Origin of the sequence: Glycomyces sp. L485, assembly GCF_022548875.1 — a bacterium.
Taxonomy (GTDB): Bacteria; Actinomycetota; Actinomycetes; order Mycobacteriales; family Micromonosporaceae; genus Glycomyces.
This window is the reverse complement of record NZ_JAKZEW010000066.1, coordinates 219-15,606: the sequence shown is the minus strand read 5'-3', so window position 1 is coordinate 15,606 and position 15,388 is coordinate 219. Positions and strand designations below refer to the sequence as shown.

Genomic DNA, 15,388 nt, shown 5'->3' with positions numbered 1-15,388 from the left:
GCCTTCGTCGCCGCCGCCCTTGGCGCACAACAACCACCCACGTGAAAGACGCCGCCCCCGAACAGGGGCCATTTCAGGCCTCCCCAGGCGCCCAAAGGCACCACCCGAGCCGACGGAGCGTGCTCAGCGGCCGCTCCTCGTCCAGGTCATCGCCAGTCGGTGCCGACGAGGACCGGCTCGGGGCGCAGGCGGATGCCGAACTCCGTTTCGACCTTGTCGGCGACTTCCTTTGCCAGCGCGAGCAGTTCGGCCGTCGTCGCCCCGCCCCGGTTGGTGAGCGCGAGAGTGTGTTTGGTCGACAGGCCCGCGTTGCCCTTCCGGTGGCCCTTGGCGAAGCCCGCGGCGCCGATGAGCCACGCGGCTGAGAGTTTGATGTCGTCGCCCGCGGGCCAGTGCGGGGCGTCCTTGCCGAGGCCTTGGACGATCTTGTGGAAGTCGTGGGCGCTGACGATCGGGTTGGTGAAGAAGGACCCGGCGCTCCAGGTGTCGTGGTCGTGCTCGTCGAGGACCATGCCTTTGCCGCGGCGCAGCCCGATGACGGTCTCTCGGGCGTCGCGGAGGGGGACCCGGTCGCCGACGTCGACGCCGAGGCGTCTGGCGGCCTCGGCGTAGGCGATCGGCTGGGAGAGGCCGCTCTGGTGGAGGCGGAAGTCGACGCTCATCACGAGGTGGCGGTCGTTGTGTTTGAAGGTGCTGTGGCGATAGGCGAAGCGGCATTCGGCGGGGGTGAGTTCGCGGATCTCGCCGGTCCGGCGGTCCCAGGCCTTCACCGCCGCGATGGTCTGGGCGACCTCCTGGCCGTAGGCGCCGACGTTCTGGATCGGGGTCGCGCCCGCCGATCCGGGGATGCCGCTGAGGCATTCGACGCCGGAGAGTCCGTGTTCGACCGTCCAGGCCACGAAGTCGTCCCAGCCTTGTCCGGCCTGCACCCGGACCAGGCCGTCGCCGAGGTGTTGGATGCCGCCGCCGCGCAGTAGGACGACCGTTCCGTCGAAGCCCTCGTCGCCGACGACGACGTTGCTGCCGCCGGCGAGCACGAGCGTCGGGCCGTCGGCTTCGCGTAGCGCTTCTATGGCTTCTTCGGAGGTCTTGGCCTCCACCAGTTCCCGTGCGGGGCCGCCGAGCCGCAGGGTCGTGAAGCGCCCGAGCGTTTTGTCGGGAGTTCGACCTGTCGCACGGTTTAGGCTTGTCGGTGGGCTGGCGTCGGTCACGTCGCACAGCCTAAGCTTTATGTGGGCTACAACGATCGGCGGTCACCCATGTCTAAGCCACGCATCACGGACTACTTGACCGAGTTGAAGAACGAGGCCGGCGGTCTGCGCGAGATCGTCGACCGCGAGGTGCTCGGCCGCACGGTCCCCTCGCGACCGGACATCACCGTCGCGGGGGTTCTTGCCGAGCTCATCCGCCTCTACCGGTGGACGGTGGCCGCCTTGGACGCGGGCGTCGGGGAGGAGGATGTGCCCGAGCCTCCGCTGGTCGGCTTCGAGGACGCCGAAACTCTGGGCGTGTTCGACGAGGCCCTCGGCCATGCCGTCGACGCGCTCGAATCCCATCCGCCCGACACGCCCGCCTGGACGTGGGCGCCGGTGCAGTGGAGGGCCGAGTTCTGGCACCGCCGCGTCACCGTCGCCACCGGCCTCGCCCGCTGGGACGTCCAGATGGCGGTCGGCGCCACCGCTCCGGTCCCCGCCGCGCTCGCGGTCGAGGCGATCTCGGAGGTCTTCGAGGCGTTCATTCCCGTCGGTGTCCGCCGCGGCGAGCACCCCGAGACGGTCGGCCTGGCGCAGTTGTTCGCGCAGGACGCCGACGCGTCCTGGTTCGTGCGCCTCCGGGACGGCCGTGTCGCCGTGCTCGACCATCCTGATTCGGGGATCGCGCTCCAGGCCCGCGCGGCCGGCTCCGCCTCGGACATCGCCCTGGCGTTGTGGGGGCGCCTGCCGTTCGGGATCTGCGACGTCCGCGGTGACGAGGCCCTGCTCCAGGCCTTGCGGGTGGAGTGACGCGGGTAACGGTTCCATATACTTTCCCGGGAAACCGGACAATTGAGCGCCGCGGTCTTGGCAAAGGCATTCAGATGCCGCTAGGCTCGGCTCACGCTTCGCGGCGGCAACGCACGCGCGGCGGGCATGCCGCAACGCAGGGTCGCGCTCAAGCGAGGTCCGCGGCGCGGTCTGCGCAAGCAGTCCCTTTTACAACGGATCGTCTGGCACGTACCTGCCAGTGAAAGGACCTCACCATGGCCACAGTGACCTATCAGGATGCCACGCGCATCTACCCGGGTTCGGAAGAACCCGCAGTCGACCGGCTCAACCTCGAAGTCCAGGACGGCGAGTTCCTCGTCCTCGTCGGGCCCTCCGGTTGCGGCAAGTCCACCTCGCTTCGCATGCTCGCCGGCCTCGAAGAGGTCGACGAGGGCTCGGTCTTCATCAACGAGACCGACGTCTCGAACCTCCCGCCGAAGTCCCGCGACATCGCGATGGTCTTCCAGAACTACGCGCTTTACCCTCACATGTCCGTCTTCGACAACATGGCGTTCGCCCTCAAGCTGCGCCGCATGCCGAAGGCCGACATCAAGCAGCGCGTGGAAGAGGCGGCGAAGCTCCTCGACCTCACGGACTACCTCCACCGCAAGCCCAAGGCCCTGTCCGGTGGCCAGCGCCAGCGTGTCGCCATGGGCCGCGCCATCGTGCGCGAGCCGCAGGTGTTCCTCATGGACGAGCCGCTGTCCAACCTCGACGCCAAGCTGCGTGTGCAGACCCGCTCCCAGATCGCCTCGCTCCAGAAGCGTCTGGGCATCACCACCGTCTACGTCACCCACGACCAGATCGAGGCCATGACGATGGGCCACCGCATCGCGGTGCTCAAGGACGGCCTGCTCCAGCAGTGCGACACGCCGCGCGTGCTCTACGAGACGCCCGGCAACGTGTTCGTCGCCGGGTTCATCGGCTCGCCTGCCATGAACATCAAGACCGTCAAGCTGACCGAGGGCGGCGCCCTGTTCGGCGATGTGACCCTCCCGCTCTCGCGCGAGGTCCGCGACGCCGCCACCGGCGAGGGCGCAGACCAGGAAGTCACCATCGGGATCCGTCCCGAGCACTGCAAGCTCGGCAGCGGCACCTCCGGCGGCATCCCGATCGAGGTCGACCTCGTCGAGGAGCTCGGCTCCGAGGCATACGTGTACGGGCACGCCGTTTACAACGGCTCGTCGGAGCGCTTCGTCGTCCGGACCGACTCGGCGAACGTGCCGCGCCTGGCCGAGACGGTCCACGTGGTCCCCGAGCCGGGCCACGAGCACGTCTTCCACGCCGTCAGCGGCAGCCGCCTCAACTAACAGGCCTGACTGAAGACCGCGCGGCGCCCGCCCCCGGGGCGCCGCGCGGTCTGTTTTTCGCGCGCGGGCGCTACCGTTGCGGTATGGCCGCCGTCACTGCCAGGCCGCGTGTGGACGGCACCGACTCCTTCACCGTCGGTACCGACTACCACCGCGCGCTCGACGACGGCCGCGTCGAGTGCACCGTCTGCCCGCGCGCGTGCCGGCTGCGCGAGGGACAGCGGGGCTTGTGCTTCGTGCGGGCCCGCGCCGGCGACCAGATCGTCCTCACCTCGTACGGGCGATCTTCGGGCTTCTGCGTCGACCCGATCGAGAAGAAGCCGCTGAACCACTTCCTGCCCGGCACGCCGGTCCTGTCGTTCGGGACGGCCGGGTGCAACCTGGCGTGCCGGTTCTGCCAGAACTGGGACATCTCCAAGTCCCGCGAGATCGACACGCTCACCTCCTCCGCCGCGCCCGAGACGCTCGCGGACGAAGCCAAGCGCCTGGGCTGCAAGTCGATCGCGTTCACCTACAACGATCCGACGATCTTCTTGGAGTACGCGGTCGACTGCGCCGACGCCGCGCGCGAGCTCGGCCTCAAGGCCGTCGCGGTCTCGGCCGGGTACATCAACCCGGCCCCGAGGGCCGAGCTGTACTCGCACATGGACGCGGCGAACATCGACCTCAAGGCGTTCACCGAGGAGTTCTACAAGAAGATCACCTTCTCCTCCCTCCCCAAGGTCTTGGACACGCTCGAGTACCTCGTTCACGAGACCGAGGTGTGGACCGAGATCACCACGCTCCTCATCCCCGGGCACAACGACTCGGACGGTGAGATCGCCGCCGAGTGCGCCTGGATCGCCGAGCATCTCGGTACCGGCGTCCCGCTGCACTTCACCGCGTTCCACCCGGATTTCAAGATGCGCGATGTCCCTGCGACTCCGCCGGCCACGCTCCGGCGTGCCCGCCGGATCGCCCTCGAAGCGGGCCTGGAGTACGTCTACACCGGCAATATCCACGATCCCGGCGGCCAGACGACGTACTGTCCGGGCTGTGGCGAATCTCTCGTCGTCCGCGATTGGTACCGAATTGACTGTTATGCACTGTCAAATTCCGGACAATGCATGTTCTGCGGTGTGGACGTTCCCGGTGTTTTCGAGGGTCCCGCCGGAGACTGGGGACCGAGACGACAACCAGTTCGGCTCGCCCCGCCGTCACACAAGTAACAGGAACCATCACCCGAGAGACGCGAGATCATGCCCTCGACGAAATCAGACACCGTCAGGCCGCCGGCCGTCGCCGGCCGGTTCTACACCGCCGACCCCGGCGGGCTCCGCACCGGGATCACCCGGCTCCTCGACCACGTCGAGGTCGGCGACGAACCGCTCGCCGCGGCTTACGTCGTCCCCCACGCCGGCCACCGCTTCTCCGGACACGTCGCCGCGGAGGTCTATGCGCGCCTCGCGAGGCACCGCGACCGCATCAGCCGCGTCGTCCTCGTCGGGCCCTCGCACCACCATCCGCTGCGCGGCCACGCCGCCGCCCCGTACACCGCTTGGGAGACCCCGCTCGGCCGCGTCAGGGCCGCGCCCACCCGGATCGTCGGCTCCTCGCTGCTCCCGCACGCCCAGGAGCACTCCTTGGAGGTGCAGCTGCCGTTCCTCCAGGTCGCCCTCGGCGACGACATCGAGATCACGCCCGTCGCCGTCGGCATGAGCCAGACCCCCGACACGGCCCGCGTCATCGGGTCGCTCCTGGCCGAGGCCGGGGAGGGCGCCGTCCTGCTGTGCTCCACCGACCTGTCGCACTACCACGACCAGGAGACGGCCGTCCGCGTCGACCGGTCCACCGCCGAGTCCGTCAGGGCCCTTCGGCCCCGTGAGATCTCCACCAACCACGCCTGCGGAGTGTTCGCCCTGCGCGGCACCGTCGCGTGGGCCGACGCGACCGGACGGCGACCCCGCCAGCTCGCGATCGCCACCTCCGCCGACGTCACCGGCCAAACCGACCGTGTCGTCGGCTATTGCGCGTTCGCGATCGAGTCGCCCCGGCCCGGCTTGTGATGCGCCCCGGTGCGGCGAAAGTCGCACGCCGTCCGGAGAAAGCGGCGTTTACCCTGTAAGACGTGACCGAGCACGAGCAGACCCACGAGACCGGCGACGACCTACCCGAGCAGATGCGGATCCGGCGCGAGAAGCGCGCGGCGCTCATCGAGGCGGGCAAGGAGCCGTACGCGCTGGGCTACCCCCGCACGCACTCGCTCGCCGAGCTGCGCGAGCAGTTCGCGCACCTGGAGGCGGGCGAGTCCTCCGGTGTCACGGTCGCGGCCACCGGCCGCGTCATCTTCGTCCGGGTCGCCGGGAAGCTGTGCTTCGCGCGGCTGCGCGACGGCGACGGCACCGAGTTCCAGGTGATGCTCTCGCAGGGCAGGATCGGCGCTGAGGCGCTCGACGAATGGAAGCGCCTGGCCGACATCGGCGACCACATCGGCGTCACCGGCGAGGTCGTAACCTCCAAGCGCGGCGAGCTGTCGGTCATGGCCGACTCCTACGCGATCACCGCGAAGGCCCTGCGTCCGCTTCCGGTGGCGCACAAGCCGCTCGCCGAGGAGACGCGGGTGCGCCAGCGCTATGTCGACCTCATCGTGCGCCCGGAGGCGCGGGCCGCGGCCCGGGGCCGCTCCGCGGTCGTCCGGTCCATTCGCGAGCAACTCGACGAGCGCGACTTCATCGAAGTCGAGACGCCGATGATGCAGGTACAGCCGGGCGGGGCGACGGCCCGGCCGTTCGTCACCCACATGAATGCGTACGACATCGATCTGTACATGCGCATCGCGCCGGAGTTGTATTTGAAACGGTGCGTAGTCGGCGGCATCGACCGCGTATTCGAGATCAACCGGAACTTCCGCAACGAGGGAGCCGATTCCTCGCATTCTCCGGAGTTCGCGATGCTGGAGGCATATCAGGCCTACGGCGACTACCGCACGATCGCCGAACTCACCAAGTCGCTCATTCAGGGCGCCGCGCAGTCCGTGTTCGGCACGACCGAGGTCGAACTCGGCGACGGGTCATCCTACGACCTGGGCGGCGATTGGGCCGAGATCACCCTGTTCGGATCCCTCTCCGAAGCACTCGGAGAGAACGTGACGGTTGACACTCCACTGGACCGGTTGCGGGCCTACGCCGACAAAGTCGAGCTCGGAGTCGACCCGTTGTGGGGTCCGGGCAAACTCGCCGAGGAATTGTTCGAGCACCTCGTGGTCGGCGACCTTCACGCGCCGACGTTCGTGCTCGACTACCCCGAGGAGACCTCTCCGCTCACCCGCGGTCACCGGTCGACTCCAGGGCTGACCGAGAAATGGGATCTGTACATCCGCGGCGTCGAGACCGCGACCGGCTATTCCGAGCTGATCGACCCGGTGGTCCAGCGCGAGCGGCTCGAAGCGCAGGCCAGGCTCGCCGCGAAAGGCGACGTCGAGGCCATGCGGGTCGACGAGGACTTCCTGCGGGCGATGGAATACGGGATGCCGCCACTGTGCGGCATGGGCATGGGAATCGACCGGTTGCTTATGGCGCTCACCGGACTCGGTATCCGAGAGACGATCCTCTTCCCGCTGGTGAAACCGGAATAGAAAGAAATGGTCCGCGTTGTGGGAGCACGACGCGGTCCCTTTCGTCTAGACACTCCCGTGGCTGTACGAATTGACGGCTCGCAAGCTGAGGTGAAGCCCGCAATTCCGGTTCGGGAGGTGAGGGGATATGATCTTTCACCGAGACCCTCTTTCGCTTCTCTAAGGGACTCGTATATGCTCTGGCACTAACAACGGTTTGTGCCGGTAAGTGCTAGTCGCTGCTCATCGAGAGGAATTTGCCATGGCGAAGAAGACACAGGTCATCCTGATCGACGATATCGACGGCGGCAAGGCTGAGGAGACCGTCAAATTCGCCATCGACGGCCAGGCCTACGAGATCGACCTTTCCGCGACGCACGCCAATGAGCTTCGCGAGTCCCTGGCGAAATTCCAGGAGGCCGGCACGAGACTCGGCCGGTACACGGTCGGCGTCGTCCGTGGCCCCTCCCGTGGCACCTCGACCCGCCGTCTCGCGGTTGACCGCGAGCAGAACAAGGCCATCCGCGAGTGGGCCGAACGCAGTGGCAAGAAAGTGTCGCCGCGCGGCCGCATTCCGCAGAACATCGTCGAGGAATACAACGCGGCCCACAACTAGGGGCGCCGGGAGCCCGTTCGGACTTGCGTCCACGGCTCAGTCCTCTACGCTCGATCGGCTGAACGCCCGCCCCGGATTCCGGGTCGCGGGCGTTTCGCGTCCCACGGTCGCGGGTAGGCCCAATCCATGGGCCTCCACTGGTTGTCACACCCTCAGTACATCATTGGAGCAGTCAGTTCCGGTCCTGCCCGAAGCGGCATTGCGCTCACAGCGAACGCCGAGTCATCGGGAATGCACCACCAGGCACGCTTGTTGTCACCCACGTGGCACCCGGCGCCGCCGAGCTCGGGAGATAAGGTGTACCCACAGGGTTTTGCAAGCCACGACCAGTATTGACGACAAGTAGCGGCGGACGCGAGGAGCAGAAGCGCATGTTTGAACGGTTTACCGACCGTGCTCGACGCGTGGTTGTTCTGGCCCAAGAAGAGGCCAGGATGCTCAACCACAACTACATCGGCACGGAACACATCCTGCTCGGCCTCATCCACGAGGGCGAGGGCGTGGCGGCGAAGGCCCTGGAGAGCCTTGGCATCTCCCTGGAAGGCGTCCGTCAGCAGGTCGAGGAGATCATCGGGCAGGGCCAGCAGGCCCCCTCTGGGCACATTCCCTTCACCCCTCGGGCGAAGAAGGTGCTCGAGTTGAGCCTGCGCGAGGCGCTCCAGCTCGGCCACAACTACATTGGGACCGAACACATCCTCCTTGGCCTGATCCGCGAGGGCGAGGGCGTGGCGGCGCAGGTGCTCATCAAGCTCGGCGCCGACCTCAACCGGGTCCGCCAGCAGGTGCTGCAGCTGCTGTCCGGCTACCAGGGCAAGGAGCCGGCCGGCGCGACCGCCGGCGGCACCTCCACCGAGGCGCAGCAGTCCGGTTCCCTCGTTTTGGACCAGTTCGGCCGCAACCTGACGCAGGCCGCCCGGGACGGCAAGCTCGACCCGGTCATCGGCCGTCAGCGCGAGATCGAACGCGTCATGCAGGTCTTGAGCCGCCGCACCAAGAACAACCCGGTGCTCATCGGCGAGCCCGGCGTCGGCAAGACCGCCGCCGTCGAGGGTCTCGCGCAGGCGATCACCAAGGGCGAGGTGCCCGAGACGCTCAAGGAGAAGCAGCTCTACACGCTGGACCTGGGCGCGCTGGTGGCCGGCTCGCGGTACCGCGGCGACTTCGAGGAGCGCCTGAAGAAGGTCCTCAAGGAGATCAAGACCCGCGGCGACATCATCCTGTTCATCGACGAGATCCACACGCTCGTCGGGGCCGGCGCCGCCGAAGGCGCGATCGACGCCGCCAGCATCCTCAAGCCGATGCTGGCCCGCGGCGAGCTCCAGACGATCGGCGCGACCACGCTCGACGAGTACCGCAAGTACCTGGAGAAGGACGCCGCCCTGGAGCGCCGCTTCCAGCCGATCCAGGTCGCCGAGCCGAGCCTGTCGCACACCATCGAGATCCTCAAGGGTCTGCGCGACCGCTACGAGGCGCACCACCGCGTCTCGATCACCGACGGCGCCCTGGTGCAGGCCGCGACGCTGGCCGACCGGTACATCTCTGACCGCTTCCTGCCGGACAAGGCGATCGACCTGATCGACGAGGCCGGCGCCCGGATGCGCATCCGCCGCATGACCGCGCCGCCGGACCTGCGCGAGATCGACGAGGAGATCGCCGAGACCCGCCGCGACAAGGAGTCCGCGATCGACGCGCAGGACTTCGAGGCCGCCGCTCGGTTGCGCGACACCGAGAAGCGCCTGCACGAGAAGCGCGCCAAGCGCGAGCAGGAGTGGAAGGCCGGCGACCTCGACCAGGTCACCGAGGTCGACGAGGAGATGATCTCCGAGGTCCTCGCGAACTGGACCGGCATCCCGGTCTACAAGCTCACCGAGGAGGAGACCAGCCGACTGCTGCGCATGGAGGACGAGCTGCACAAGCGGATCATCGGCCAGACCGACGCCGTCAAGGCCGTCAGCCAGGCGATCCGCCGCACCCGGGCCGGCCTCAAGGACCCCAAGCGCCCGTCGGGCTCGTTCATCTTCGCCGGCCCCTCGGGTGTCGGCAAGACCGAGCTGGCCAAGGCACTCGCGGAGTTCCTGTTCGGCTCCGAGGACGCCCTCATCCAGCTCGACATGTCCGAGTTCCACGACCGCTACACGGTCTCGCGCCTGGTCGGTGCGCCTCCCGGCTACGTCGGCTACGACGAGGGCGGGCAGCTCACCGAGAAGGTCCGCAGGAAGCCGTTCAGCGTGGTCCTGTTCGACGAGATCGAGAAGGCCCACCCGGACGTGTTCAACACGCTCCTGCAGATCCTGGAGGACGGGCGCCTCACCGACGGCCAGGGCCGGATCGTCGACTTCAAGAACACGGTCCTCATCCTGACCACGAACCTCGGTTCGAGGGACGTCGGCAAGGCCGTCACGCTGGGCTTCCAGTCCGGAGACGAGGCCGACAACGACTACGAGCGGATGAAGGAGAAGGTCTCCGACGAGCTGAAGAACCACTTCAGGCCGGAGTTCCTCAACCGCATCGACGACACCATCGTGTTCCCGAAGCTCTCCGAACCCGAGATCGTCGAGATCGTCGACCTCATGGTCAAGCGCATCGAGGACCAGCTCGCGAACCGCGACATGGCCCTGGAGCTCACCGACAACGCCAAGCTGTACCTGGGGCACAAGGGCTACGACCCGGTGCTCGGGGCGCGGCCGCTGCGTCGCACGATCCAGCGCGAGATCGAGGACACGCTCTCGGAGAAGATCCTGTTCAACGAGTTCGTGGCGGGCCAGATAGTGATCGTCGACGTCGAGGGCGATCCCAAGGACATCGAGAACGCGCGCCTGACCTACCGCGGCGCCGACAAGCCCGCGGGGATCCCGGACACGCCGCCGACCGAACTGGCCGGCGAGCGGGCCCCGAAGAGCCCCGGCGCAGGAACCGGCACCATGCCGCCGAAGAGCCCGGGAGCCGGGCCGCGAGGCGGCATGGCCGGTGAGGGCGGCGCCGCTTAGCCGCGCTGATCGGCGAGTGCACACGTGACGGGGCGGGACCTTCCGAGGTCCCGCCCCGCGCGCTTCACACCGCAATGTGAGGGAGGGATAGCCGTGGACCAGGTACCGAACCCGGAACCGATCTGCGAGGTGGTCGTCACCGGCCCGCGCACCAGCCTGATGCAGCAGATGGTGGAGACGCTGCTGTTCGAGCGCCTGGTGGCGTGCGGGCAGCGCTCGGACTGGGTGCATTCGACGTTCATCTGGGACGGGAAGATCGAACACCAGCCTGAGGAGCGGGTCCGCCTCCACACCAGGGCGTCACTGGTGCCGACGATCGTCAGCCGCGTCGAGGAGCTGCACCCGTACGAGGTGCCGTGTGTGATCGCAGTGCCGGTGATGGCGGCCAACCCGGCGTACCACCAGTGGGTCATCAGCGAGACCGAGACCCTCTGATCCGCCGAAGGCGGTCACCCGTCCGGCCCCGGACCGGTCGGCGGGCCGCAGGGCCGCACGCGACGGCGCCGGACTGGCGATCATCGCCGCCGCCTCGCTTCTCGCGAAGCGGCAGGCGGCACCGGGACGGCCGGCGCCGTCGCCCACCAGGGAGACCTGGTCCTCCCCGTGCGGCCTCTCCCCGGCTATGGTGGCGCTGTGGCCTCGAAGCTCGCACATGTCGTATTCGCCGCCGCCCTCATGGTCGGTGTCGTCGCCATGCACTCTGTCGGGCACGGCGGTGATCGGCACGGGACGACAGTCGCGGTCGCGCACGCGGCCCACGACGGGCGCGCCCAGGAGGCCGGGACGGTCCCGGGCGACGAAGAGACCGACCCGTTTTCGCTGATGGGCATGTTCGGCATCATGGTCTGCGGCGCAGTCGTCGCCCGCTTCATCGCCGAGTGCCTCCGCCCGGCCCGCTGGTTCCGTCTGTGGGACCTGCCGGGCACGCGAGCAGACCGGATCGGACCGGAGTCTCCACGGTTCCGTCTCCGGCCGCCCCGATTGAAACCCACCGGCCTCCGGCTCAATCGGATCGCGGTGCTGCGGATCTAGATTCGGCCCCCGCACGGGGACAAGACGCCGAATTCCGCAGTCCAACGCCATCCGAAAGGCATCGATCACCATGCGTGCATTGACACGTCGTTCCCTTCTGCGCGGCGGAGCCGTCGCACTCCCGTTCGGCGGCCTCGCAGCCTGCTCCTCTGACGAAGAGCGGCCCGCTCGGTCCTTCGTCGAGTCCGACTCCGATCGGGTCGCCGCCGCCGAAGCCGATCGTTCTCCCGGCCCCGTCCGGGAGTTCAACCTCAACGCCGTCGAATCCGAGGTAGATTTCGGCGGCCCGACGGTCACCACCTGGAGCTACGGCGGCAAGGTCCCCGGGGACCCGATCCGCCTCTCCAAAGGTGAGCAGGTCAAGGCGACCATCGTCAACGACCTGCCGGATCCGACCACGATCCACTGGCACGGTGTCCAACTGCGCTGCGACGCCGACGGCGTCCCCGACGTCACCCAGGCCGCGATCGCCCCGGGCGAGACGTTCACCTACAAGTTCACCGCCCCGGACCCGGGCACCTACTGGTTCCACCCGCACGTCGGAGTGCAGCTCGACCGGGGCCTGTACGCCCCGCTCATAGTCGAGGACCCCGACGAGCCGGCCGACTGGGATCTGGAGTGGACGGTGGTGCTCGACGACTGGATGGACGGCGTCACCGGCACACCCGAGGACGTCCTGGCCCAACTCCGCGAGGGTATGGGAGGGATGGACCACGGCGGCCACGGCGACATGGACATGGAGACGGCAGTCGACGGCCACACCCTCATGGGCGCGTCCTCCGACATCCTCGGCCCCGACGCCGGCGACGTTCACTATCCGCACCACCTCGTCAACGGGCGGGTGGCCGCCGACCCCGAGGTGTTCGAGGCCGACCCCGGTGCGCGCGTGCGCATCCGCCTCATCAACGCCGGCGGTGACACCGCCTACCGGGTCGCGCTGGCCGGACACCGCCTCACGGTCACCCACACCGACGGATTCCCGTGCGCACCGGTCGAGACCGACTCGATCCTGGTCGGCATGGGTGAACGCTACGACGCGATCACGACACTCGAGGACGGCGTGTTCGCGCTGGTCGCCGAGGCCGAGGGGAAACGCGCGCGGGGCCGGGCCCTGGTGCGCACCGGTTCCGGCGAGGCCCCGCCGGCGGACTTCGCACCAGAGGAGCTGACCGGGCACGTCCTCGCCTACGACGAGTTGGAACCGGCCGAGGGGGCGGCGCTGGAGGCGCGCGAACCCGACCGGACGATCGACCTGGAGCTCGTCGGCGGGATGATGGACTACGACTGGTCCATCAACGGCAGGCCGCACGACCTCGACAACCCTTACGCGATCGAAGAGGGCGAACGCGTGCGGCTGCGGTTCGCCAACGGTCACGACATGTGGCACCCGATGCACCTGCACGGCCACACGTTCGCGCTCGCCGATTCGGGGCTGCGCAAGGACACCGCGATCGTGCTGCCGGGCCAGACCCTGGAGGTCGACTTCGACGCCGTCAACCCCGGGCGTTGGATGGTCCACTGTCACAACGTTTACCACGGTGAGGCGGGGATGATGGCCGTCATCGGATACCGGGTGTGAATCGGGTCCGGGCTTGACAAGCGGATGAGGCCGTCGACGACGAGGGACTCGCCGAAGGGCGGGTGCGGATGTCGAGGACCCGGCCGGACCGAGCACGTCGGCGCCCAGCGCGTCAGCGACCAGCACGGTCGGCCCCCGGGATGCGCGCCACGAACGCGCGGAAGTGCCGTTCTGTAGGAGAGGCCGCTTCGGCGGTCTCTCCCGTCTTCACAGCCGCTCGCTCAACTCGTCCAGCTCGGCGGCCAGCTCGTCGGCGCGGCTGCGGGAGTCGCGCAGTTCGGCGTGGTCGCCGGATTCCAGGGCGGTGCGGACTCGCTCGACCAGTTGCAGTGCCGCGTCGACGAGTGTGATCAGGTCGTCGCGGACCGGCTCGTCAGGCGGCAGGTCGAGTACGCGCTCGCCGGTGCTGACCAGCCGAGAATGGGTGTCGTCGAGTACGACTTCGAGGGCCGGCACCGGGGTGGGCTCGGGGAGCCCGGCTCGGGCGACCAATCCCGTGGTCCGCACCTGCGTGTGGATCTCGGCGACGATCCGGTCCGTCTCCGAGCCGGTCGAGGCAGCCAGGCCCGCGCAGCCCGCCAGCAGCACCGACGCGACAATCGCGGCAGCGGCCGACCATCCCCAGCTTCGCATGCCCCTCCGTTCCGTCGGGTACGAACCTGCCGAACATAACGGACGAAAGCGCTTCGGATCCGGTGATCGCCGTAGTTGCGAGGGCTCCGCCGCCACACGCGGGCGTAGCCGGCCCCCGATCCCGCGCCCGAGATATCGGCCCAGCGTCACCACCGGCCGGGTACGACCTCGAAGGTTGGGCGCTGGCACGGCTCCGAGACGGCCCCTCCTCAGGACCCGAACATGAGCTAGCATCGCTGTTCGAGAGCCGAGACAGGAGTGGTGTCGCACGTGCTAACGCGCAGCCGGGCAGTCCCCTGGCTCGTCGCACTCGCCACGGTAGTCACCCTGGGTCATCTGATAAATCTGCACGGTCACCCCACGGTGCTCGGTCACGACGACGCGCACTCCGCCCACGGCGACACCGACTGCACCGAAAAATCGCACCACGAACAGGACGGCCACGAGGAGTCCTGCGGGCTCCTGCTGCCGCCGACCGTCGTGGACGCGGCGCCGACCGAGACGCTCGCGCCCTCCCACCTGACCGCAACCGCCACGACCCGTCCGAACGGCCCCGCCGAGACGGGCCCCAACGGCCGCGCCCCGCCCTCCCTCGTCTCCGAGCTCCAGGTCAACCGGATCTAGATTCCGCCGCCCGACAGGCGCGAACACGAATCGAGACCATGCCGCGGACCCGCGGCAATCGACCTCAAGGAGACCTCCCGTGCATCCCGACTATCCTCCTCGAACCACCGGCGAACCCATAGCGGGGCGATCGCCCTATGCCGGCGGACCGGCCCCGTTCCCCTCGGCTGGGCACTCGTCCCCTCCCGGGCGGCCGCCCGGTCCCGAGCCGATGCGGCGGGGAAAGCCTTCGCGCAGTCACCGCGACCGCACCGAGACCCGCCTGGCCCGGGTCATGGCCGCGCTGGCCAGCGCGGCGGCCGGAATAATTCACGCCGCCGCAGTCGACCCTCATTGGTCCGAATGGGCGCTGGCCGGGCTGCTCTTCCTCGGCATGGCGTTCTTCCAGATCGCGTGGGCCGCGCTGATCATTCCGTTCGGCAACAGGTTCATGTCCGTGGCAGGCGTCATGGCCAACCTCGGCTTCCTCGGCCTTTGGGGACTCAGCCGCATCAGGGGAGTGCCGTTCGGGCCCCATGCCAACGTGCCCGAGGCCGTCGGGGTCGCCGATGCGCTGACCACGGCCCTGGAGGTGGTCGTGATCGTCAGTCTGCTGTGGTCCCTGCTGCCGCGCGAGCGCCACGGGGTCCTGTCCGCGGCCGGCTACCGCGCAGCGGTGGCGGTGGCAGTGCTGGCACTGGGCACGGCCGTCATGCCAGGCGTCGCTAGCGCGCTGCAGCACGCCCACAGCCATGAGGAGACCGAGGAAGGGCATGACGACGGGCACGACCACGACCACGGGACCGAGAACGACGCCGACATGGACGAGATGAATGGCGAGATGACCGAAGAGACGGGCGAGGATATGTCCGAATCACCCTCGGACACGGCGCCCGACGAGGAAGAGGACCACACCCACGCGCCAGGCGAGGAGCACGACTAGCTGATCTGGCCTGGGATGTTCCGGACACGGGCGGCTGGTGGCTGATGGCGCGCCTGGGGAGCCCGGAAA

13 protein-coding genes and 1 pseudogene are annotated in these 15,388 nt (G+C 68.6%); 12 read left to right on the top strand and 2 right to left on the bottom strand.

All coding sequences use genetic code 11. The annotated features are described in order from the left end of the window. Nucleotides 1–146: 146 nt before the first annotated feature. Complete coding sequence (locus tag L0U85_RS19490; protein ID WP_241379437.1) at nt 147–1,211, bottom strand: UDP-N-acetylmuramate dehydrogenase; 1,065 nt, start codon at nt 1,209–1,211, stop codon at nt 147–149. Nucleotides 1,212–1,259: 48 nt separating this feature from the next. On the opposite strand from L0U85_RS19490, the gene L0U85_RS19485 reads away from it, so the two are divergent. From L0U85_RS19485 to L0U85_RS19440, 10 genes and pseudogenes are all read left to right on the top strand, one after another. Continuing rightward, nucleotides 1,260–2,003 (top strand): hypothetical protein, encoded by a 744-nt coding sequence (locus L0U85_RS19485; protein WP_241379436.1) that lies wholly within the window; start codon nt 1,260–1,262, stop codon nt 2,001–2,003. 236 nt (nt 2,004–2,239) lie between these two features. Continuing rightward, nucleotides 2,240–3,334, top strand: coding sequence for a sn-glycerol-3-phosphate ABC transporter ATP-binding protein UgpC (ugpC, locus tag L0U85_RS19480; RefSeq protein ID WP_241379435.1), 1,095 nt, complete (start codon nt 2,240–2,242; stop codon nt 3,332–3,334). 83 nt (nt 3,335–3,417) lie between these two features. After that, nucleotides 3,418–4,542, top strand: a complete 1,125-nt coding sequence (amrS, locus tag L0U85_RS19475) for an AmmeMemoRadiSam system radical SAM enzyme (RefSeq protein ID WP_241379434.1) — start codon at nt 3,418–3,420, stop codon at nt 4,540–4,542. A 30-nt stretch (nt 4,543–4,572) separates the two neighbouring features. Then, nucleotides 4,573–5,379, top strand: coding sequence for an AmmeMemoRadiSam system protein B (gene amrB, locus L0U85_RS19470; protein ID WP_241379433.1), 807 nt, complete (start codon nt 4,573–4,575; stop codon nt 5,377–5,379). A gap of 113 nt (nt 5,380–5,492) precedes the next feature. Further along, the gene (lysS, locus tag L0U85_RS19465; protein WP_277606084.1) at nt 5,493–6,947 is read left to right on the top strand and encodes a lysine--tRNA ligase; all 1,455 of its coding nucleotides are present in this window, start codon (nt 5,493–5,495) and stop codon (nt 6,945–6,947) included. Between the two features lie 241 nt (nt 6,948–7,188). After that, complete coding sequence (locus tag L0U85_RS19460) at nt 7,189–7,542, top strand: Lsr2 family protein (RefSeq protein ID WP_241379431.1); 354 nt, start codon at nt 7,189–7,191, stop codon at nt 7,540–7,542. A gap of 371 nt (nt 7,543–7,913) precedes the next feature. Beyond that, nucleotides 7,914–10,424: pseudogene (locus L0U85_RS19455) on the top strand (ATP-dependent Clp protease ATP-binding subunit); the annotation flags it as partial. Between the two features lie 198 nt (nt 10,425–10,622). Further along, the gene (gene cutA / locus L0U85_RS19450) at nt 10,623–10,964 is read left to right on the top strand and encodes a divalent-cation tolerance protein CutA (RefSeq protein ID WP_241379430.1); all 342 of its coding nucleotides are present in this window, start codon (nt 10,623–10,625) and stop codon (nt 10,962–10,964) included. Between the two features lie 198 nt (nt 10,965–11,162). Continuing rightward, the gene (locus L0U85_RS19445) at nt 11,163–11,561 is read left to right on the top strand and encodes a hypothetical protein (protein WP_241379429.1); all 399 of its coding nucleotides are present in this window, start codon (nt 11,163–11,165) and stop codon (nt 11,559–11,561) included. A 70-nt stretch (nt 11,562–11,631) separates the two neighbouring features. Further along, complete coding sequence (locus L0U85_RS19440; protein WP_241379428.1) at nt 11,632–13,140, top strand: multicopper oxidase family protein; 1,509 nt, start codon at nt 11,632–11,634, stop codon at nt 13,138–13,140. Nucleotides 13,141–13,347: 207 nt separating this feature from the next. Here the strand turns inward: L0U85_RS19440 and L0U85_RS19435 are convergent, their stop codons facing one another. Next, nucleotides 13,348–13,773, bottom strand: a complete 426-nt coding sequence (locus L0U85_RS19435) for a hypothetical protein (protein ID WP_241379427.1) — start codon at nt 13,771–13,773, stop codon at nt 13,348–13,350. 270 nt (nt 13,774–14,043) lie between these two features. Here L0U85_RS19435 and L0U85_RS19430 point away from each other — a divergent pair, with 270 nt between their 5' ends. Further along, a complete protein-coding gene (locus L0U85_RS19430; RefSeq protein WP_241379426.1) occupies nt 14,044–14,397 on the top strand; it encodes a DUF6153 family protein in 354 nt (117 codons plus the stop codon). A gap of 79 nt (nt 14,398–14,476) precedes the next feature. Beyond that, the gene (locus L0U85_RS19425) at nt 14,477–15,319 is read left to right on the top strand and encodes a hypothetical protein (protein WP_241379425.1); all 843 of its coding nucleotides are present in this window, start codon (nt 14,477–14,479) and stop codon (nt 15,317–15,319) included. Nucleotides 15,320–15,388: the final 69 nt, after the last annotated feature.

Coding starts and splice junctions, on each gene's coding strand:
- L0U85_RS19440 (WP_241379428.1), top strand. CDS start 11,632: ATGCGTGCATTGACACGTCGTTCCCTTCTGCGCGGCGGAGCCGTCGCA.
- lysS (WP_277606084.1), top strand. CDS start 5,493: ATGCGGATCCGGCGCGAGAAGCGCGCGGCGCTCATCGAGGCGGGCAAG.
- amrB (WP_241379433.1), top strand. CDS start 4,573: ATGCCCTCGACGAAATCAGACACCGTCAGGCCGCCGGCCGTCGCCGGC.
- amrS (WP_241379434.1), top strand. CDS start 3,418: ATGGCCGCCGTCACTGCCAGGCCGCGTGTGGACGGCACCGACTCCTTC.
- L0U85_RS19485 (WP_241379436.1), top strand. CDS start 1,260: ATGTCTAAGCCACGCATCACGGACTACTTGACCGAGTTGAAGAACGAG.
- L0U85_RS19460 (WP_241379431.1), top strand. CDS start 7,189: ATGGCGAAGAAGACACAGGTCATCCTGATCGACGATATCGACGGCGGC.
- ugpC (WP_241379435.1), top strand. CDS start 2,240: ATGGCCACAGTGACCTATCAGGATGCCACGCGCATCTACCCGGGTTCG.
- L0U85_RS19435 (WP_241379427.1), bottom strand. CDS start 13,773: ATGCGAAGCTGGGGATGGTCGGCCGCTGCCGCGATTGTCGCGTCGGTG.